General features: G+C 63.0%; 20 protein-coding genes. 13 read left to right on the plus strand and 7 right to left on the minus strand.

Annotation, left to right across the window (positions count from 1 at the left end; translation table 11 throughout):
• The first annotated feature begins 1 nt into the window (after nt 1).
• From IAE60_RS12600 to IAE60_RS12650, 11 genes are all read left to right on the plus strand, one after another.
• The gene (locus tag IAE60_RS12600) at nt 2-3190 is read left to right on the plus strand and encodes an efflux RND transporter permease subunit (protein ID WP_187572510.1); all 3189 of its coding nucleotides are present in this window, start codon (nt 2-4) and stop codon (nt 3188-3190) included.
• Nucleotides 3191-3296: 106 nt separating this feature from the next.
• A complete protein-coding gene (locus IAE60_RS12605; protein ID WP_056881673.1) occupies nt 3297-3998 on the plus strand; it encodes a HupE/UreJ family protein in 702 nt (233 codons plus the stop codon).
• Nucleotides 3999-4022: 24 nt separating this feature from the next.
• Nucleotides 4023-4661: a transmembrane anchor protein gene (locus IAE60_RS12610; RefSeq protein WP_187572511.1), complete on the plus strand. Its 639-nt coding sequence runs from the start codon at nt 4023-4025 to the stop codon at nt 4659-4661.
• Nucleotides 4662-4781: 120 nt separating this feature from the next.
• Nucleotides 4782-5042, plus strand: a complete 261-nt coding sequence (locus IAE60_RS12615) for a hypothetical protein (protein ID WP_187572512.1) — start codon at nt 4782-4784, stop codon at nt 5040-5042.
• 65 nt (nt 5043-5107) lie between these two features.
• On the plus strand, nt 5108-5971 hold the full coding sequence (locus IAE60_RS12620) for a methyltransferase, TIGR04325 family (RefSeq protein WP_187572513.1): 864 nt from the start codon (nt 5108-5110) through the stop codon (nt 5969-5971).
• A gap of 39 nt (nt 5972-6010) precedes the next feature.
• Complete coding sequence (locus IAE60_RS12625; RefSeq protein WP_187572514.1) at nt 6011-7336, plus strand: MFS transporter; 1326 nt, start codon at nt 6011-6013, stop codon at nt 7334-7336.
• 34 nt (nt 7337-7370) lie between these two features.
• Complete coding sequence (locus IAE60_RS12630) at nt 7371-8123, plus strand: hypothetical protein (protein WP_187572516.1); 753 nt, start codon at nt 7371-7373, stop codon at nt 8121-8123.
• 67 nt (nt 8124-8190) lie between these two features.
• Complete coding sequence (locus tag IAE60_RS12635) at nt 8191-9294, plus strand: Fe(3+) ABC transporter substrate-binding protein (protein WP_222937122.1); 1104 nt, start codon at nt 8191-8193, stop codon at nt 9292-9294.
• A 202-nt stretch (nt 9295-9496) separates the two neighbouring features.
• Entirely contained in the window at nt 9497-10378 is an 882-nt protein-coding gene (locus IAE60_RS12640) for a hypothetical protein (protein WP_187572517.1), read from the plus strand.
• A 40-nt stretch (nt 10379-10418) separates the two neighbouring features.
• Nucleotides 10419-10922, plus strand: coding sequence for a hypothetical protein (locus tag IAE60_RS12645; protein ID WP_187572519.1), 504 nt, complete (start codon nt 10419-10421; stop codon nt 10920-10922).
• Between the two features lie 181 nt (nt 10923-11103).
• Nucleotides 11104-11874, plus strand: coding sequence for an energy transducer TonB (locus tag IAE60_RS12650; RefSeq protein WP_187572520.1), 771 nt, complete (start codon nt 11104-11106; stop codon nt 11872-11874).
• A gap of 9 nt (nt 11875-11883) precedes the next feature.
• Here IAE60_RS12650 and IAE60_RS12655 read toward each other — a convergent pair whose 3' ends face one another.
• From IAE60_RS12655 to IAE60_RS18845, 6 genes are all read right to left on the minus strand, one after another.
• On the minus strand, nt 11884-13038 hold the full coding sequence (locus tag IAE60_RS12655) for a cytochrome-c peroxidase (RefSeq protein WP_187572521.1): 1155 nt from the start codon (nt 13036-13038) through the stop codon (nt 11884-11886).
• Nucleotides 13039-13138: 100 nt separating this feature from the next.
• Nucleotides 13139-15940 carry a TonB-dependent receptor gene (locus IAE60_RS12660; RefSeq protein WP_187572522.1) on the minus strand — a complete coding sequence of 934 codons (2802 nt, stop codon included), beginning with the start codon at nt 15938-15940 and terminating at the stop codon, nt 13139-13141.
• A 114-nt stretch (nt 15941-16054) separates the two neighbouring features.
• On the minus strand, nt 16055-16972 hold the full coding sequence (locus IAE60_RS12665) for a FecR domain-containing protein (RefSeq protein WP_222937255.1): 918 nt from the start codon (nt 16970-16972) through the stop codon (nt 16055-16057).
• Between the two features lie 54 nt (nt 16973-17026).
• Nucleotides 17027-17518: a sigma-70 family RNA polymerase sigma factor gene (locus IAE60_RS12670; protein WP_187572524.1), complete on the minus strand. Its 492-nt coding sequence runs from the start codon at nt 17516-17518 to the stop codon at nt 17027-17029.
• An 85-nt stretch (nt 17519-17603) separates the two neighbouring features.
• Nucleotides 17604-17990: a MauE/DoxX family redox-associated membrane protein gene (locus tag IAE60_RS18840; RefSeq protein WP_244966568.1), complete on the minus strand. Its 387-nt coding sequence runs from the start codon at nt 17988-17990 to the stop codon at nt 17604-17606.
• A complete protein-coding gene (locus IAE60_RS18845; protein WP_244966569.1) occupies nt 17969-18391 on the minus strand; it encodes a glutaredoxin in 423 nt (140 codons plus the stop codon). The genes IAE60_RS18840 and IAE60_RS18845 overlap by 22 nt, the downstream gene beginning before the upstream one ends.
• 74 nt (nt 18392-18465) lie before the next feature.
• Between IAE60_RS18845 and IAE60_RS12680 the strand changes: the two genes are divergently transcribed.
• The gene (locus tag IAE60_RS12680; protein WP_187572525.1) at nt 18466-18849 is read left to right on the plus strand and encodes a MerR family transcriptional regulator; all 384 of its coding nucleotides are present in this window, start codon (nt 18466-18468) and stop codon (nt 18847-18849) included.
• A 269-nt stretch (nt 18850-19118) separates the two neighbouring features.
• Nucleotides 19119-19979: a hypothetical protein gene (locus IAE60_RS12685; RefSeq protein WP_187572526.1), complete on the plus strand. Its 861-nt coding sequence runs from the start codon at nt 19119-19121 to the stop codon at nt 19977-19979.
• A 123-nt stretch (nt 19980-20102) separates the two neighbouring features.
• On the opposite strand, the gene IAE60_RS12690 is transcribed toward IAE60_RS12685, so the two are convergent.
• Complete coding sequence (locus IAE60_RS12690) at nt 20103-20510, minus strand: MerR family transcriptional regulator (protein ID WP_187572527.1); 408 nt, start codon at nt 20508-20510, stop codon at nt 20103-20105.
• Nucleotides 20511-20557 lie beyond the last annotated feature (47 nt).

Here is a 20557-nt window from a genome sequence, read left to right on the forward strand (position 1 = left end):
AATGCTAGAACGCGTCATAAGAGCCGCGATCGCGCATCGCTGGCTGGTCCTGCTGTTGGTGTTAGCCGTCAGTGCGCTAGGCGTCTGGAACTATGGGCGTCTGCCCATCGACGCCGTGCCTGACATCACCAATGTGCAGGTCCAGGTCAACAGCGAGGCGCCCGGCTACTCACCGCTGGAAGCCGAGCAACGGGTCACGTTTCCCGTTGAGACCGCCTTGGCCGGCATGGCCGGCATGCAGTACACCCGCTCGATCTCCCGCTATGGCCTGTCCCAGGTCACGGTGGTGTTCGAAGACGGCACCAACATCTACTTCGCCCGACAGCAGGTCAGCGAACGGCTCCAACAAGCCGCCTCGCAATTACCCGCTGACGTGAAGCCCACGCTCGGTCCGGTCGCCACCGGTCTGGGTGAGATCTTCATGTACACGGTCGAGGCCGATGCCGGCGCCAAGAAGCCCGATGGCACCGCGTGGACATCGACCGATCTGCGTACGTTGCAGGACTGGGTGATCCGCCCGCAGCTGCGTAATCTGAAAGGCGTCACCGAGGTCAACACCATCGGTGGCAATGTCCAGCAGTTCCACATCACGCCTGACCCTGCCAAGTTGCTGGCCTTCGATCTGAGTATCGATGACCTGCTCACGGCGGTGGAGCGCAACAACGCCAGCACCGGCGCCGGCTACATCGAGCGCGGCGGTGAGCAGAACCTGATCCGCATCCCCGGTCAGATCGGCGATGAGGCCGGCCTGCGTCAGGTGGTGGTGGCGACCCGCGAAGGATTGCCGCTCAAGGTGCAGGACGTGGCCGATGTGCATATCGGCTCGGAACTGCGCACCGGTGCGGCGACCAAGGACGGCCACGAGGTCGTGCTGGGTACGGTGTTCATGCTGGTAGGCGAGAACAGCCGCGAAGTGGCCCAGCGCGCCGGCGAGAAGCTCAAGCAGATCGAAGCCGGCCTGCCCAAGGGCGTGACCGCCAAGGCGATCTACGATCGCACCAACCTGGTCGATCGCAGTATCGCCACCGTGCAGAAGAACCTGCTGGAGGGCGCGCTGCTGGTCATCGCGGTGCTGTTCCTGCTGCTGGGCAATATCCGCGCGGCGCTGATTACTGCGGCGGTCATTCCGGTGGCGATGCTGCTGACCATCACCGGCATGGTGCAGAACCGGGTCTCGGCCAACCTGATGAGCCTGGGTGCACTGGACTTCGGTCTGATCGTGGACGGTGCGGTGATCATCGTGGAGAACTGCCTGCGTCGCTTCGGCGAGCGGCAGCATCAGTTGGGCCGTCTGCTCACCCGCGAGGAGCGGTTCGATCTGGCCGCCGTGGCCAGTGCCGAAGTGATCAAGCCCAGCCTGTTCGGCTTGTTCATCATCGCGGCGGTGTACCTGCCGATCTTCGCCCTGACCGGTGTGGAAGGTAAGACGTTCCACCCGATGGCGATCACCGTGGTGATGGCGTTGACCGCAGCGATGGCCTTGTCGCTGACCTTCGTTCCGGCCGCGGTGGCCCAGTTCGTCACCGGCAAGGTCGAGGAGAAGGAAACCAAGATCATGCGCGGCATGTCGCGCCTGTACGGCCCATTGCTGGAAAAGGCGTTGGCCATGCGGGTGGCGGTGGTCTCGGCGGCGGCGGTGTTGGTGGTGCTGTGTGGGGTGTTGGCCACGCGACTGGGTACGGAGTTCATTCCGAACCTGGACGAGGGCGATATCGCCTTGCACGCCCTGCGCATTCCCGGCACCAGCCTGACCCAGGCCATCAGCATGCAGGAGCAGCTGGAGACGGTCATCAAGGCCTTCCCGGAGGTCGACAAGGTCGTGGCCAAGCTCGGTACGGCCGAGGTGGCCACCGATCCGATGCCGCCCTCGGTGGCCGACACCTTCATCATGCTCAAGGATCGGGATGAGTGGCCCAATCCGCGCAAGCCGAAGGCCGAACTGGTGGCCGAGTTGGAGAAGGCCGTTCGCGCCATTCCCGGCAACAACTACGAGTTCACCCAGCCGGTGCAGATGCGCATGAACGAGCTCATCGCCGGCGTGCGTGCGGAAGTGGCGATCAAGGTCTTCGGCGATGACATGGAGCAACTGGAAGCCCTGGGCTCCCAGGTCGAGGACGTGGCCAGTCGGATCGAAGGCAATGCCGACGTGAAGCTGGAGCAGGTCACCGGTCTGCCGTTGTTGGTCATCGATCCGGACCGTGCCGCCTTGGCGCGCTACGGCTTGGCGGTGGCCGACATCCAGGACACGGTGGCCGCCGCCCTGGGCGGTGCCAACGCAGGCCAGCTGTTCCAGGGTGATCGACGTTTTGACATCGTCGTGCGACTGCCCGAAGGCAAGCGTCAGGATCTGAAGGTGCTCGCCGCACTGCCGATCATGGTGCCGGCACAACGCGATGCCAGCACCCAAGGCATGGCGTTGCCGTCTTCGGTTCCGCTGGGGGCGGTGGCCAAGATCGCCATCGAGCTGGGACCTAACCAGGTCAGTCGCGAGAACGGCAAGCGGCGCGTGGTGATCACTTCCAACGTGCGCGGTCGCGATCTGGGTTCCTTTGTCGAGGAGCTGCGCGGCAAGGTGGCCAGCGAGGTGGAACTGCCGGACGGCTACTGGATCGAGTACGGCGGCACCTTCGAGCAGTTGATCTCGGCCAGCGAGCGTTTGACGGTCGTGGTTCCGGTGGTGCTGGTCATGATCTTTGGCCTGCTGTTCATGGCCTTCGGATCGGGCAAGGACTCGGCCATCGTCTTCAGCGGTGTACCGCTGGCGTTGACCGGTGGCGTGCTGGCATTGGTGCTGCGCGGGATTCCGTTCTCCATCTCGGCAGGCGTGGGCTTTATCGCCCTGTCCGGTGTGGCGGTGCTCAACGGCCTGGTGATGATCACCTTCATCCGCAAGTTGCGCGAGGACGGCAAGTCCTTGCACGAGGCGGTGGTCGAGGGTGCGTTGACGCGCTTGCGGCCGGTGTTGATGACCGCACTGGTGGCCAGCCTGGGCTTCGTGCCGATGGCGCTCAACGTGGGCACCGGTGCCGAGGTGCAACGTCCGCTGGCCACGGTGGTCATCGGCGGCATCATCTCCTCCACCTTGCTCACCTTGCTGGTCCTGCCGGCGTTGTACCGCATGGTCCATCGCAAGGAAGAGCCGCGCGCCGAGGCGCCGCCGAAAGTCGAGCACGTTCCGAGCGCCCCGTAATCCAGTGGGGTGGGGCGCGCGTGCGCTCCACCCCCTCCTGATCCCTTCCACATACCTATAGATGCGAATGAACTCACTTCTCTACAAACCCTCCGGATGGGGCGGCATGATCTCCGCTTCCACCACGCGCACGCTGGTTCTGTTGGCAGGCCTGCTGCTGTTGTTGTTCACCGCCAATGGCGCCTTGGCCCATGCCGTAGCCGAAGGCGATAAGGGCTACATCCAGGAAATCAGCGGGGTGCACCTGCTGTCGTTTGCCTACCTGGGCGCCAAGCACATGGCCACCGGGTACGACCACATCCTGTTCCTGCTGGGCGTGATCTTCTTCCTGTACCGCATGAAGCAGATCGCGTTGTACGTCACGCTGTTCGCGGTGGGTCACTCCACCACGATGCTGTTGGGCGTGTATTTCAACGTGGGCATCAACAGCTTCCTGATCGACGCGATCATCGGCCTGTCGGTGGTCTACAAGGCGCTGGACAACATGGGCGCCTATCAACGCTGGCTGGGTTTCCAGCCCAACACCAAGGCGGCCACGTTGATCTTCGGTCTGTTCCACGGCTTTGGCCTGTCGACCAAGATCATCGAGTACGACATCTCCCCCGATGGCCTGGTGCCCAACCTGCTGGCCTTCAACGTGGGCGTGGAAATCGGCCAGCTGCTGGCCCTGGGCGCAATCCTGATCGTGATGGGCTACTGGCGCCGCTCGCGCGGCTTCTGGAAGCACGCCTATACCGCCAACGTCGCGATGATGTGCGCCGGTTTCATCCTGATCGGCATGCAGCTCACTGGCTACTTCGTTTCCTAATTCAAGACATTGCGAGAACACACCATGTACAACAGCAAGCCTCTCAACACCGATCTGCCGTCCTCGCGCCAGTTGCTGCGCTCGACCATCATCGCCTTCATCGTCGCGGTGGTGCTGCTGGTCACCGTCGTGCTGCCTTCCGAGTACGCCATTGATCCGACCGGCATTGGTCGCATGCTCGGCTTGACCGAGATGGGCGAGATCAAAGGCCAGTTGGCCGAAGAAGCCGCCGCCGATGCCGCACGTGATGCGGCCGCGGCCGCAGCAGGCGCGCCGGTCTCATCGGCCGCTACCTCCGCCAGCCCGGCCGCACCGGCGGCCGCGCCGGCCGTGGACGCCACGCAATGGCGCGATCAGATGCAGGTCGTTCTGGCGCCAGGAGAAGGCGCCGAGGTCAAGCTGGCGATGACGGCCGGTCAGAAGGCGAACTTCACCTGGACCGCGCAGGGCGGTGTCGTGAACTTCGATACCCATGGCGATGGCGGTACCGGCGGCGAATCGACCAGCTACGAAAAAGGACGCGGCGTAGCCGCCGACGAGGGCGTGCTGGAAGCGGCCTTCAACGGCAGCCATGGCTGGTTCTGGCGTAACCGCAGCGAGGCCACGGTGACGATCACCTTGCGTACGGCCGGCGACTACGCCCAGATCAAGCGCGTGATGTAACCCCGTGGCGGCCAGGCGCCTTAAGCGGGTCGTGGCACTGCCGCGACCCACCGTCGCGAGCCTGGGTCCTCGCGACACCTACCCATCCTCGGCCACGCGCCGATCACGAAGGAACTGAAGATGAAAGCTCGTTCACTGTCCATTGCCGGCCTGGTTGCGATGTCGCTGGTCTCGCTGTCGGCCCTGGCCCATCCGGGCGCGCACGACGAAGAGAAGGAAATCCCCAAGACCTGTGAGGATCTGAAGGACACCAAGCGCTTCACCGACGACTCGGCTTTCCCCGAGGTCAAGGCGCTCAAGCAGAAGTGCGGCGTGCCGGAGAAGCCGGCCAAGGCCGAGGGCGCCAAGAAGCCCGCCGCCGAACCCAAGAAGACCAACTGATCGTTCGCCGTCCCGGGCGGTCGGCTTCCGACCGCCTGGGGACATTTTCTCTGTCGAGGTGAGGTATGTCCGCCCAATCCAGCGCAGGTCAGGGGCGTATCCAGCACGCTCTGGTTCGCCTGGCACGCGAGGTGATGGAGCTGCCCGGGCTCCAGCGCATCGGCAAGCCGATGTATCGACGCTATTTCTCCAAGCCCTACGAGCACGGCAACCTGTACTACGGCATCTACGGCAGCTATGAGGATGCGCTGCTCGATGCCGAGCGTCTGTCCTCGGAGCGATTGCCTGCCAGCTACGACCTGGATCAGGTCACGATCATGTATCGCCAGCAGCTCAACCGGCTGCGCGCCTGCGACTACCCGGCGCTGTACTGGATCGATCAGCTCATCGCCGATGGGGCCAGACGCATCTTTGATCTGGGCGGACACGTAGGCCTGGCCTACTACGGCTTTGGTCGCTACATCGACTATCCGGCCGGCCTGATCTGGAACGTCCACGACTTGGACAAAGTGTTGCAGGCCGGTCGGTTGTTATCGGCGCGACGAGATCCCTCAGGCCAGTTGCGTTTCGTCCATATTCCGGAAGCGGCCGATGGGTGCGATGTCCTGATCAGCACCGGTGCATTGCAGTACCTGGAGTACAGCCTGCCCGAGCTGCTGGACCGGCTGATCGCGCCGCCGCGCCATGTCCTGTTCAACCTCACGCCGCTGCATGCCACCCGCGAGTTTTTCACCTTGCAGAACCTGGGCGTGGCGGTGTGTCCGTATCGGGTCCAGTCCGATGCCGCGCTGGTGCAACAGATGGCCGAACGCGGCTACCAGATACGCGATCGCTGGGAGCTGCCCGAGCGCCACCTGCGCGTGCCCTTCGCGCCGGACTACGACGTGAGCGCCTACTTCGGCATCTATTTCCAGCGGCAGAGCCTGTAACCGTCATCGCGCGATCGCCATCACCCCTGAGGTCTTCCCATGCTGGACGTCCTGACCAATCTCACTTTCCGCAAGCTCTTCGCCGCCCAAGTCATCGCCTTGCTGGGCACCGGCCTGGCGACCGTGGCGCTGGCGTTGCTGGCCTACGACCTGGCCGGCGATCAGGCCGGGCAGGTGCTCGGCCTGGCCCTGGCCATCAAGATGATCGTGTACGTGCTGCTCTCACCAGTCTCCGGTGCGGTGGTGCCGCCGCACCGTCGCAAGCTCGTGCTGATCGGCCTGGATGTGATCCGCGCCCTGGTCGCCCTGGCACTGCCGTTCGTGACCGAGATCTGGCAGATCTACGTGTTGATCGCCGTGCTGCAGTCGGCCTCGGCGTGCTTTACCCCGCTGTTCCAGTCGGTCATCCCGCAGATCCTGCCCGACGAGGCCAAGTACACGCGGGCCCTGTCCCTCTCGCGTCTGGCTTACGACCTGGAGAGCCTGCTCAGTCCGGCCCTGGCTGCCGCGCTGCTGACGGTGATCGCGTTCCAGGGATTGTTCGTGGGCACCTCGGCCGGCTTCCTGCTGTCGGCACTGCTGGTGATGTGGACGACGTTTCCTGCCGGTACGCGCAGCACCAGCGCCGGTGGGCCCTACGATCGGGCCCTGCGTGGCATGAAGATCTACCTGCGTACCCCGCGCCTGCGCGGCTTGCTGCTGCTCAATCTCTGCGCCGCTGCCGGCGGGGCGATGGTGTTCGTCAACACGGTCGTGGTCGCGCGCACAGTGTTGCAAGGCGGCGAGCGTGAGGTGGCCTGGCTGCTGGCCGCCTTCGGCGTGGGCTCGATGCTGGTGGCCCTGTGCCTGCCGCGCCTGCTCGATCGCATCGCCGATCGCCGCATCATGCTCTCGGCCGCCACCGCGATGACGCTGGTGCTGAGCGCGGCCACCGTGTACTGGTTCAGTGTCGGCGGCAAGCCTGCCTGGCCGGTCGTAGCAGCCATCTGGCTGCTGCTGGGCATGTCGTACGCGGGCCTGGTGACGCCCGGCGGCCGGCTCATCCGTCGTTCCGGCGCCGAAGAGGATCTGCCGTTCCTGTTCGCCGCACAGTTTTCCCTCTCGCACGTGTGTTGGCTGCTGGCGTACCCGATCGCAGGTTTCCTGGGCGCCAAGCTGGGATTTGCAGCAGCGTTGGGGATTTTGTCCATGGTGGCCTTGCTGAGCGCAGTGCTGGCCCGCTGGGTGTGGGGCTCTAGTGATCCCGAGCAGATCACGCATAGCCACGAGGAGCTGCCCGAGGGCCACGCCCATCTGGGGCAGGGCGGAAAGCAACATGCCCATCGCTATGTCATCGACGATCTGCACTCGCGGTGGCCGCAGTGAAGGCGTACGTGCGCGTCCTGTCAGGAACTGCGACGTGATCTACGCGCTGTCGGCCATCTTCGTGCTGGGTGTGGGCCTGGGCACGGTCTGCGTCTTCGTCATGCCGTGGAGCGGGATGCACTTCGCGCTGGCCTGGCTGGGATCGGTGATCGGGGCGGTCTTCCTTACCTTGCTCGCGCTGCACGGATGGGACGTCAGGCTCGCGGCCACGCAAGGGGATCTGTCCTCCCTGAAGCGTTTCTGGCACGCACTGCGTCCTTCGCTGGCCGATACGCTACTGGCAGGGGTGCTGACGATCGCCGGCCTCTGGCTGGCACGCACGGCCACCTCGCTCTCGCTGCTACACATCGCCGTGTCGGGCCTGCCGGTGTACCTGCTGGCCGTGGCCCGGATCGCGACCAAGCTCGGACGCCCGCACGTGGCGGCGCCCAAGGCACGGGCCCTTGTCCTGTGTGCCGCGCTGCTGATGATGAGCGCGGGCAGCCTGTACATGATCTGGCTGGTCGTCGCCGGCGATGTGCCGGTGCTGGCCAAGGCCTGGGTGATCGCGCTGCAGTTGGTGAGCGCGCTGTGCTGTTACATCGCCGCCTCCAACTATCAAGTGGCCATGGCCACCGGTGAGATTCGGCGATCCCCCACCGTGATGCTGATGCTCAAGGAGCTGTCCGCGGTAGGCATGGGCGATATCGCCACGCCCGATCCCAAGGGCAAGCGGGTCACGCAGGACGCGTTGCCGCCCCTCGGGAAGCGGCCGGTCAAACGACCCCGACGACCGCGCGGCCGATAGGCCGTATCCACGCTCCAGCGCGCTGCCGCCTCGCCAGAGCACCTTTCATCATTACGAGGAAACCCTCATGCGCCTGCATCCACAACAGACTTCATCGCGTGTATCGCGGCAGCCGATGCCGCTGCTGCTGGCGGCCTGCCTCTTTGCATTGGCGGCCTGCAGTAAGCCACCGCAGGCAAGCGATGAGGACCTCAAACCCGTGGCCGCCGCCGCGGGCGAGGTCAACCTGTACACCACGCGCGAACCTTCATTGGTACAACCGTTGCTCGATGCGTTCACCGCGCAAACCGGCACCCAGGTCAACACGGTGTTCGTCAAAGACGGCCTGCCCGAACGCCTGCGCGCCGAAGGCGAGCGCTCGCCGGCCGACGTGCTGATGACCGTGGACAGCGGCAACCTGATCGAGCTGGTCGATGGCGGACTGACCCAGCCGGTGACCTCCGAGGTGCTTAGTGCGGCGATTCCCGCACACCTGCGTGCGGCCGATGGCCAGTGGTTCGCGCTGTCGCTGCGCGATCGCGTGCTGTATGCGCGCAAGGACCTGTCGCTGGCAGGCTTCACCTACGAAGACCTGGCCAAGCCGGAATGGAGGGGCAAGGTCTGCATCCGTTCCGGCCAGCATCCGTACAACGTCAGCCTGATCGCAGCGATGATCGCGCACGCCGGCGAAGCGGCGACCGAGCAGTGGCTGCGCGGGGTAAAGGCCAACCTGGCGCGCAAGGCCGCCGGTGGCGACCGCGAAGTGGCGCGCGACATCCTCGGCGGCATCTGCGAGATCGGGATCGCCAACGCGTACTACGTCGGCCGCATGAAGAACAGCGAGGCGGGTTCCGAGCAGCGCCAGTGGGGCGATGAGATCCAGGTGGTGCGTCCGGTGTTCGCCTCGGCCACGCCCAGCGGCACCCACGTCAACATCAGCGGCGCGTCGGTGGCGAAGTTCGCGCCCAACCGCGACAACGCAGTGAAGCTGCTCGAATACCTGGTCTCGGACGACGCCCAGAGCCTGTACGCCAAGGCCAACTACGAGTACCCGGTGAAGGCGGGCGTGGCACTGGATCCGGTCGTGGCCAGCTTCGGCGAGCTGACCAGCGATCCGCTGCCGTTGCCGCAGATCGTGGCGCAGCGCAAGAAGGCCAGCGAGCTGGTCGACCGCGTGGGCTTCGACAACTGAGGCGCGCGCCGTGCGGCAGATCCTCGATCTGATCCCAACGGCGCGGGCTGAAGACCCGTTTCGAGGAATCGTTGGCCTCAGACTGCCGGGGTGGATGTGACTTGGGATCGAGGAGCCCGCCGGCCATCGGTACGCAAGCGCCATGGCCATGCGGAAGGCCTCGCCATTAAGATTGAGGCCCTGACATGCAGCGGTTCTTGTAATGGCTAGAGCTCTCACCGAAGAAAGCAACATCATGGGGCAGATCCCAGAGGTCATCGCCTGGATGTCGAGCTTGGGCCTTCGCGCCAGAAATTCACGCTATGCGCGCTACGAGGAGCACATCAACGCGTTCTTCAAGCAGGGATACGATCCGGCCTCGGAGGAGGGCGCGCTGCGCTGGCAACATCTCACCCAGGCCTACCGCGAGTGTCTCGATATCTGCCTGGTCTACAGATGCTTCAAGGATGTGCGACACCCGAGCCTGATCAAGACACTTTCCCACGTCATATCCGGTCAAGATGTTCCCGACCCGCATGACGCAGCGGCGTCGCGCAACTTTCTGTTTGAGCTATTGGTAGCTGCCCGCTTTCACCTGGCCGGCTATGCCATCGAGTTTGGTGAGAAAGGGGATGTCGTCGCGCGACGCGGTCCGGTCCTCGTCCGCGCCGAATGCAAGCGGCTGGTCTCGGAAGCGCAACTGGTCAAACGCATCAAATATGCCGCCGGTCAGCTTGAGGAGGTCGTTGACGCGGAGAAGGGCGAGATCGGCCTGATCTTTGTCGATGTCTCGGCCTGCATTGCCTCCGATGCTCGTACGATGGTCGAGACTCGGATTGAGGCAAGAGATGAGATAAGAAATTCTCTCCAACGGCTTGTTGTGCGCAATGGGAACAACCTGGAGACCCTGAATGCAAAGCATCAGCACGTCTCGCACGGCACCTGTTTGGTCGGGGTACTGCCAATCTGGAGCGACGGGGGAGTGCTCAATACATGTATGGGAACGCGGGTTGTCGTTGCAAAGGAGCTCAGCGTCGATAAGTACAACGCGCTCAGGTTCGCCTTGGCGAACTTCGAGGAAGCCTTCGTGAAGGCATTTCATTGATTACGATGTTTCCGGGCAAGCAGTGCATCACAATCCACCCATGACGAACCCAATCAAGCTCACGGACGAGATCTATGTATGCCTGCACGAAGCCGGACATGCATGGGTTACCTACCTTGAAAAGGGGTATGTGGAGTTCGTGGAGTTGTCTGTTGAATCAGACGGAAAGTGCAAAGGAAGAACCCGGGCCAATCGGCCACCGGCGAGCAAGCAGGCCATTGCATGTGGCGGATTCGCTGTGGAGTACCTGCTTTTCATGCGAGATCGCATTGTCGATGAAGATGGTGTACCGATTACTGAGAGCGCCTTCATCAATGCTGCAATGAACAACGCTAGGGAAGACAAGATTTCTTACTTTGGTGTGGATTTGAATGACGCCACGGGCAGGTGGCCAGCGGAGAAGGACGACGCGTTCATGACGGCGGGAATACGCCTGTCCGGCAAGCTTCAGCCGTCCTTTGCCAACATCGAGGCACTGGCCCGTGCCCTGCAATCGAGCAAGAAGGTCGAGCGGACCGAGATCGAACGCATTCTCGGGTTCTAGGACGAATTTCCCTCCCTCACGCTGTTCGCCCGCACCTGCGGTCAGTGGCTGACGACAGCTCTGCAGCTGCGGACGCGTGGTACGCAAGCGCATGACGTCACGCGGCGTCCGCCATTCTGATATGATAATGGTTGTCATTTGCACTTGATCCATTGGCGCTCGTACCGCGAACGCGCTGACGATGCACTCGAACCCTAGCCAGCCTTCCGGGCACCGGATGCGCGCCACCGCGTGGCTGCATCGACACACGCGCCTGGTGGCGGTCACATGCAGCCTTGCGTTGCACCTGATGCTGCTGCTGTTCGCGTTTGGCCAATGGCGCCTGCAGACGCAGCTACCGGTCCTGATCGAAGACCGCGTCCGGATCCAGATGTACCTGGCACCGCCCTCCGCGCCGCCGGTCCCCGTCGCTCCCCAAGAAGCCCCCGTACTCACGCCCGATAGTTCGGCGGCAGAGGATCGACCGGAGCAGGCCGCACCCGCGCCGGCACCGGCGCCCGTGCTGCCGCCTCAGCATGCGCTGCTGATGCCGGCAGCGCAGGAGGTCGGGCCCAGCACGCAATCGAGCAACGGCCCAGCCTCGTCGACCTCAGTGGCGTCAGTGGCTTCGCAAGCGGCAGCGCCCCCCTCGCCATCGCTGCCGCCCGCGCCAACGTTGGCAGGCATGAGCGAGCCGGATTGGGTCGGCGAGGTGCTGGCACGACTGGAGAAGTTCAGGCGTTACCCACGCTCGGCGCAGATGCACGCGCAGCAGGGCGTGGTGTATGTCCGCGCCCGGATCAGCCGAGAGGGCAAGGTGCTGGCCGTGCAGATGCGTTCCAGCAGCGGCTATGCACTGCTGGACCAAGAAGCGCTGGAAACCTTCCGTCGCGCGCGATCGCTGCCGCCACCGCCGCCGGCCCTGCCGGACCCGGTGGAACTGGATGTCCCGGTGGAGTTCTTCCTGCGCTGATGCTGCGGCTTACAACGCCTCGAGGAAGGCGACCAGTGCAGCGCGCTCGTCCTTGTTCAACTGCAATGGCTTCAACAAGGGATCGGTCTTGGGGAACAGCGGATCGTCGAGCTGGTCCGGCTTAGGGCGAGGATGCGCCCCGCCGGCGTTGTAGAAGTTCACGATGCCGCGCAGCTGGGGGAAGGTGCCGTTATGCATCCACGGTCCGCTGCGGGACACGCCGCGCAGGGATGGCGTACGGAATGTGCCGCTATCGCCGGGCATGCCGGTGACCTCGTAGCGCCCGAGATCTTCCAGCTCGCGGCCGCGGAAATGCAGGCCCAGATTGTGGAACTTGTCGTCACTCAACGTCGCGCCGTTGTGGCAATTCATGCATCGGGCGCGGGTGCGGAACAGATGAAGGCCTTGCAGCTCCTGGTCATTGAGCAGATCACGACGGCCGGCGAGGAACCGATCCAGACGACTGTTGCGGGGCGCCAGGCTGCGCTGAAACGTGGCCAAGGCCTGCGCAATCTGTTCGGTCTGGATACGGCGCACGCCGAACACACGGGCGAACGCATTACGGTAGGCGCTATCACGGTTCAGACGCCGCTCCAGCTCCTTGCTGGTGAACGCCATTTCCTTGGCGTCTTCGATGGGATGAAGCGCCTGCTCCTCCAGTGAGGACGAGCGGCCATCCCAGAACAGCGATGTGGCGTAGCCTGACATGGCCAGGCCCATGGAATTGCGTCTGCCGCGCTGGCGGTCGTGTCCAAAGGAGACGCTGCGCCCGTCGCTCCAGCCCAACTGGCGATCGTGGCAGTTGGCACAGGCGATCTGGCCCGAGAGGGAAAGGCGAGGGTCTTCGAACAGCTTGCGCCCCAGGGCGATCTTTTCCGGTGTCGCCGGATTGTCCGCAGGCGCGGGGGGCGTACTCGGCAAGGTCGCCAGCTCTTTCCAGGCCACGCCGGTATCGATGTGCGGGGCCGGCCACTGCGTTGTCGGTTGCGCGTAGAGCAGTCGAAGACAGGCGATCTCCAGGGAGGCGCCCGTGGTTAGGCGCTCATCGCACGGCAAGCGCTCGAGCACCTGACCGTTCTGGGTTTGCGCATGGACGAATGCCGCACCCAGGGCCAGCGGTAAGCCGGCCAAGACGAGAAGGAAAGGGAGGTGTCTGAGCTTCATGGGAGGCGATCAGGCGGGCGTTCGCTTCATGGGAAGCGGCGTGCCGGGAAGTAAGCCGCGCGCCTACGCCGTACGTAGTGCGCGCGGGTGAGGCGCTTGCTCAGAACTTGTAACCCAGCTCAAGCCAGAACGAGCGGCCGGTCTCGTAGTAGCGCGAGGCGTTGGCACTGGTGAAACTGGACTGCGCATACACATTGACCCTGTCCAACACGTTGAACACGTCGATGTTGGCGAACAGCGCATGGCGTCCGGCCAACGGCAACTCAAAGGCCAGGCGCGTATCCCAGGTGAAGGCAGCGCCGAACTCACGCCGATCCCACACATCAACCTGCGCTCCCTGGTACTCGGTGTTGACGCCGGTGTCGCCGATGTCGATGTAGCCAGCGCGATAGCGCAGGAAGTTACTCCAGGTCAGATGCAGTTTGGGTACGTCGGTGATCGTGCTCAGGCGCGCGGTCCAGGGACGATTGAAGTTCTCGACCGGCCGGTCGGAATAGCGAATGAACGCGCCGCGGTACTGGATGACGGGATTGTCGAAGTACCGATTGCCTTCTGCATCGTCGAAGTAGGTCGGGGAGGCGTACTTGACGTCGGTGTAGTCCAACGCCAGCAGGGCGGTGGTGCGCGTGCCCGCAAAGTCGATGCTCTTGAGCGGGGCCACCGTCAAACTGTAGATGTCGGCCTCGCTGCGGCCATCGTTGGTCCAGGTGGTGTAGCTGTTGGACAAGGTGGGATCGTCGGCAGGCTCGCCCAGGGTGGTGCCGCTGACCTGGATGACCTGGTCGCGGCCCTTGCGGTTGACGAACTTGAAGTTGAATTCCATGCCCTGCCAGCGCTGCGCCAGACCAAGCATCAACTCATCGTTGTAGGCGATGTCCAGTTCGCTGAACTTCACGCTGTTGGGTGACTGCGTTCCTACGGACCATGCCTCATCCAGCGAGTTTCGGGCCTCGTTGCGCCAGGTCAGCTGACCCAGTCCCTCGCGCAGGCGCCACGCGGCAATGTTGCGGCCGTAATAGCGGTTGGCACCGGCCCTAATCAGCGTGGTGCCCTGGCCGGTGACGTCGAAGCTGGCGGCCAGTCGGGGCGCCACGGTCGTTTGGTCCATGTACGAATCCTTGTCCACGCGCAGGCCCGGGCGGACCTGCAGGCGACCGATCTGGATATCGTCCTCGGCCCAGAGTCCGACGCTGTTGGTGTCGTAGGCAAAGCGCCCGGTGGTGACACGGGTGCGGCGCGTGAGGAACTGGCCGGGCCAGTTGCCGCTCTCCGTCAGGCCCATGGCACACGTCAGCGTGTCGGTCACGCCCGCGCTGTTGGTGCAGGTCGTGGTGGTCCTAGGTGTGGTGTAGGTGCTGGTCTCATCCAGGCGCGCGTAGTGCGTGGTCTGCGTGGCCAGTTCGAGGCCGGCGCGCACGCGGTGCGTCGAGGTGCCTAGCGATAGCGGGTTCAGCCCGGCAGTCAGCTTGTAGCTGAGCGTCTTCTGCTGCTGTTCGATGTCGCCATTTTCGCCTTCCAACGTGAGCGTCGGGGAGGTGCCCCAGGGCTTGGACGTCGAGCGCCGCCAGGTCATCCAATTACTGGATTCGGTGTCGCGCGAGAGGTCGTAGCGACTCCAGCCCAGCTGTTGCTCCAACTCGCCCCAATCGGCCTGCCAGAATGCTTTCAGGTTGGCCTGCAGGCCATCGCGCACGATCTCGAAATCCGACCCCTGCATGCCCGATCGGAAGTAGCGATTGCGCTCGGGCGCATAGGTCACGCTGCCTTCCACGTTCCAACGGTCGCTGGCCTGCCAGACGCCTTTGACGAACCAGTTGTCGATGCGCAATTCCGAGTTCTTCTTCTCGGCGCTGATCGTATCCTGGTAGTTCTCCTGGTACAGGTAGGTCGGAAGCACCGAGCGCTTGCTCACATAGCTGGCCAACACGCCGAAGTTCTCGGTCACGTGGCCTTCTAGGCTGGCGCGCACGGTTGTCTTCTCGAACTCGGGCTGGTCGCCCCAGCCGGAGGCGTGCTCGAAGCTCTCCCGCATGCGTTCGTCGATGTGATAGTTGGTCCATTCCGAGCGCGACTGCTGCATCGAGAACTTGCCGCTGAGCTCTCGCGAGGGGTTTCGCGTGGTGGCCTCCACCACGCCGCCGTTGAAGCCGCCAAAAGCGGCTGAAATGTTGCTGTCGAGGACGACGATGTCCTGCAGAAGATCCGTATCCAGGGCCATGCCCTGGCTGGAGCCGGGCACGGCGAAGTTGCGGTAAGGCGTCTCTTCCTGGGCCGGATCGATGTCGTTGTTGAAGTTCACGCCATCGACAATGAAGGCGTTCTGATAGAAGTGGGCTCCATTGATGCTGATCTCGGCCGGCTTGATTTCGCCGGGAGTGAAGCTGCTCTGCGCCGCATTGTCGTACTGCACGGCCGGTTGGATTTTCAGCAGGCTGGTGATATCGCCGTTGCCGCTGGCTTGGCTGGCGATGTAGCGCTCATCCAGCGCCAGCCCGCCCTGGTAGGCGATGCCGGGTTGGCCGCCGCCTACGCGCAGGGTGGGCACGGGGATCGCGCCATCGCTGGCGGCTTTTAGCAAGGTGTAGCTCCCATCAGCCCGGGCCGACAACTGCAGGCCCGATCCGGCGAGCAGGCGTTGAAGACCTTCTTGATCACTGACGTTGCCCTGCAGCGCCGGGGCTTGCAGACCCGTGGTCAGCGCCGGGTCGAAGGACAGGGCGATGCCACGCTGGCTGGCGAACAAACTCAAGGAACGTCCAAGCGGACCGGCAGGCAGGTTGACCGGACGCTCGCCCGCGGCCTGAGCTGCGTGGGCGGGTGCACTGTAAAGGGGCAGGGCGGCAGACAGAGCCGCCGCCAGCAAGGTGGCGGGCAGGTAGCGGGAGCGGGAGGTACGGGACATGTGGGGAGGGTCGAGTGGCAGGGATTCGTTGCTTTGCCACGCGAGAACAGAAAAAGGGTCACCCGGCCCGCAACGGCGTTCTCAGCTCGCGTGCAGTAACCGTCGCCAGACGTCTCACCGTGGCCCGACGGTGGTCCAGTAACCGCCCGCGGCCTGCCGAATGTCCAGCGGATAGGTAGAGGTCAGCATCGTCAGGCTGCGCTCGGTGTCGTCCAACGGAAACGCCCCCGAGACCGGGAGCGTGGCCACCGCGGGGTCGCAGCGCAGCAAGCCGCGGCGATAGCGCCCCAGTTCTGCCACGACCTCGCCCAAGGGCAGTCGGTCCGCTGCCAGCATGCCGTGGCGCCAGGCGACCAAACGCTCATCTGCCGCGGTAGCGGTGGCCACGCGGTGCGCATCGAACCAGGCCTGCTGCCCGGCCTGGATGATCGTTGCGCCGATGCCGGCGATGCTGGTGACCCGCACGGCACCTTCCAGCACGGCCACACGACTTTGGCTGTGCTCGCTCAGCACGCTAAAACGGGTGCCCAGGGCGTGCAGCAGGCCGTGAGGCGTGGCAACGGTGAAGGCACGTGCGGGGGACTGAGGATCGGGGGAGGTTTCCACCAGGATCTCACCCCGCCGCAGTTCCAAACGCCGCTGGCGGACATCGAAGGTGATGTCTACTGCGGTATTGGTATTGAGTTCGAGATGGCTGCCGTCGGGCAAGGGCACGGCGCGGCGCTGACCGACGGCCGTGCGCGCGTCTGCGGTCCAAGCAGCCTCATTCCACGCCTTCAACGCCAGCCAGCCACCGGGCGCGCACGCCAGCAGCAGCCCCAGCTGTTTGATCGCCGAGCGTCGGCCAGGGGAGGAGGGACGGTCGAGGACGCGTGCACCCAGCGCCGGCGGAATCTGATCGAGCAACTTTCGCAGCTTCTCCGCGCGCTCCCACGCGCGTGCATGCTCAGGATCACTGTCGCGCCAGCGAGCCAAGGCTGCACGCTCTGCGTCGGTGGCGCTGCCGGAGTTCAGGCGCAGCAGCCAGTTCACGGCCTGATCTAGCACGAGCGGGTCCAACGGTTCGTCCGTGAGAGATGTCATCGGTCAGATCGCGGCCAAACAACCGAGGAAGGCACGTTTCATGTGCCGCTTGACCGTGCTGAGTGAGATGTCGAGGCGGCGGGCGATGTCCTCGTAACCCAGACCCTCGAGCTGCGACAGCAGGAACGCCTGCCGCGCCACGGTTGGCAGGCCATCGAGCATGGCGTCGATCTGCAGAAGTGCCTCACGGACTAGCGCCTGCTCCTCGACCGAAGGCATGACGCTTTGCGGGCAGGCGGCCAGCTGTTCGAGGTAGGCACGCTCCAGCGACTGCCGGCGGCACCAGTTCGCCACCAGTCCCTTGGCCACAATTGTGAGAAAGGCCCTAGGCTCGCGAAGACCGCCCAGATCCCGACCACTCGAGATTCGCAGGAAGGTGTCCTGTGCCAGGTCCGCCGCCGTCTCCCGACACCCCAAACGCCCCATCAGCCAGCCGTGCAGCCAGGATTTGTGGTCGCGATAGAGCGTCTCGACCAGGTGATGTTGGTGGGGCATGGGCGGATGGGTCCAGCCGGATCTACCCCCAAATGATAGTGAGAATCGTTGTCAATTGCCATCCGCGACGGGGAAGGCGAAGGCCCTACATCGCATGCGCCCACGCAGGCATCAGCCCGAGGGCACCGAGCCCCATCCAGACCGCCATGGCGACCATCATTAGATTCTCGGTCAGCGAAACGAAGCCCAGCGGCACGTTGCTCGATCCACCCACGCAGGCACATTTCAGTTCCCGACGGTCGATATACACCGCCTTGAACACCGACATCGCCCCGACTGTGCCGATGAACAGGGCAAGGGGCACCGAGAGCCAATTCAACACGCCGGCAATCATCAGGATCCCCGCCAGGCCCTCGGCAAAGGGATAAAGGTAGGAATACGGCACCCAACGCTTGGCCAGAAGATCGTAGTTGAGGAACATCGTCGCGAAGGACTCGATGTTCTGCAGCTTCAGCAGCGCCAGTACGGCCATGCTGAGCCGATGAACCATTCGCCGGCACGGATTGTGAAGGGTGTGCCGTACATGGCGAGACTCGTCGCAAGCGCAATGAGCAGCGTCATGCCGAAGAGCGCGATCACCGGCTGATAACTGGTTGCCTTGGGATCGGCTACGGGCTTGCCGAAGTAGCGACGCAGATCGTCATAGCCACCGATCCGCTGGCCTTCGATGAAGATTTGCGGCGTTGTCTTGACCTGGTGCTCGTCCTTGAAAGCGTCCACCGCCTCATGCGTGGTCAGCCAGCGGTCCTCGACTTCGTAACCTTGGCGGCGCAGTAGATCCTTCGCCTTCAGACCGTAAGGGCAGACATGCTGGACCATCACCATGCGATACAAGGTGGCGCGCTTGGGGTGCGGTGGGCTTTGAGCGTTCATTGATTTCTCCGGCGAGCGTTTGGCCTCGAATGGCAGTCATCCTAAACTCCGTACCATAGTACGGAGTCAAGCCCATGAGCCTATCGATCAAGAAGTACGCCGAAGCAGGGGGCGTCGGCGTCGAGACCGTCCGCTTCTACCAGCGCAAAGGGCTGCTGGAGACGCCTGGAAAAGAGGTCGGCATGCGCCGCTACGGCGAGGCAGATATTCGCCGCCTGAGGTTCATCCGCATGGCGCAGCACGCTGGATTCACGCTTGAGGAAATCAGGGAGTTGTTGGCGCTGGACTCAGGTCAGGATCGGCAACGGGCGCGCGAACTGGCCCAGACCAGGATCGCCAAGCTCAATGAACAGATCACGCAGATGGAACAGGCGCGCAACTACCTGCAAAAGCTGGCTCGGCAATGCACCTCGAAGGCGTCTGGACCTTGCCCGATTCTGGCGTCCTTCGATGGTTAGTCGCCGGCGAGCCCTTAATAGAGAGGGCTGAGCGTCCCACTTGCCATCGCAAAAGCTGGCCGGCATTCACGGACGCCCGCTTTCGACCCAAAGCAGCCCCCGCAGTTGGCGCGCCTCGCTTCTCTCGGTTGGGTTGCACGTCTACTTGTTGGGCGACCCAGCCAACCATAAGATCGAACTGTACAAAGGGACAGCCCGTCATACGACGCGCTGTGAATAAGTCGCATATTCGGGTCCGTGGACCCGGTTCTAAGATAGTTAGGGATGACATGACACTTGTGATTGCAGGAATGAAAGACAATGAAACGGCATTCTTCTGTGCCGATAGCACCATCTCCAGTAATGGAAGAACCTTGCTGGGCGGATTTCGAAAAATCTACTCAATTCCAGTCATAGCATGGCAGCCCTACTTCATTGGGGAAACGTTCAAAGACTACTTGCAGGAGCACACTTCCACTCAGTGCGTGATTACATTCTCTGGAAACACGCTAACTGCACAACATCTTCTCAATAGCATCACTTCGCATCTATCGAAGCTGAGACTTAGTTGGTGCTCAACAAAAGCTTCGTACGTGATCCTGCGCCACTGCGACGCCAGGAATGAGCTATTCAAGGATGGGCACCTGTGGGACGAATCAATGTTTCTGGAGAGTGATTTTCAAGGACTCCTGACCTGCGACCTGATCTTTGACATCATTTTATACAGCGTAAATGAGGCCATTTCTTCAGCCCGAAAGTACAAGCTGGATCAGGATGGATATAACTCATTGACTACAGCATTTATTGCCGCAGCGTACGACCCGGCAAGAAGACAAGCCAAACTGGCGCGCTTTGATATGAAGAGTGAGATAAGTGAAGATGGATATCTCAATCCCGTTTTCGAGCTGACACATTTATCGAATCAAGACGTTTCGCAGATTGGAGACTCTCACCTCATAGGCGAACAGGACGAGATTCGTCGAATTTCTGAGCGGGACGGCGTATCAATTGATCACGCAAGCTTCAAGCACTTGCTAGAAAAGATCGACTCAAGCCTAGACGAAGGAAGGCGTTCTGTTGACTATCCTGCTGTCATGAAGCACTTCAAGTCGGGTGAGCTCAGTGTTGTTAGGCATGTTAAAAGCCGCTAGAGCAATCAACATGTGAGTCAGCGCTATCAATTTTTTTCCAGCCGACGCCGCTTTATGGCGCAGCTTGACCGTCGGCACTCTTGATGGCTCGCTATTGGCCGATAGTAGACATCCGCGAGTTCCTTAGGCGTTGGAGCTCTGCGTTGGCTGGCGTAACGTCGAAAGAATCACGCAATCGGCCCGCTGTCCGCCACGGCAACTAACGATGACGCGCTCCAGTTCATCGGCCATCCGGCGAAGATCTTCCTGGCGCGCGCGAATATCGATCAGATGTTTCCGCGCCAGACGGTCGACGTCGTCGCACGACATGCGCTCATCGCTGGCCAGTTGCAGGAGGCTGCGGATCTCTTCCAGGCTGAAGCCCAGATCACGCCCCCGTGCAATGAACCTCAGTCGCTCGATGTCGACGCTCGTATATACCCGATAGCCACTGTCCGTCCGCGTAGGGTGGGGTAGCAGTCCGATCTTCTCGTAGTAGCGAATGGTTTCAAGGTGACATCCGCTGGCCTCGGCGGCCTGGCTGATCTTCATGGGAGACGGGCTTGACTCTGTAGTTGCTACAGACTTTACGCTAGTCC

Source organism: Pseudoxanthomonas mexicana (genome assembly GCF_014397415.1).
Classification (GTDB): domain Bacteria; phylum Pseudomonadota; class Gammaproteobacteria; order Xanthomonadales; family Xanthomonadaceae; genus Pseudoxanthomonas_A; species Pseudoxanthomonas_A mexicana.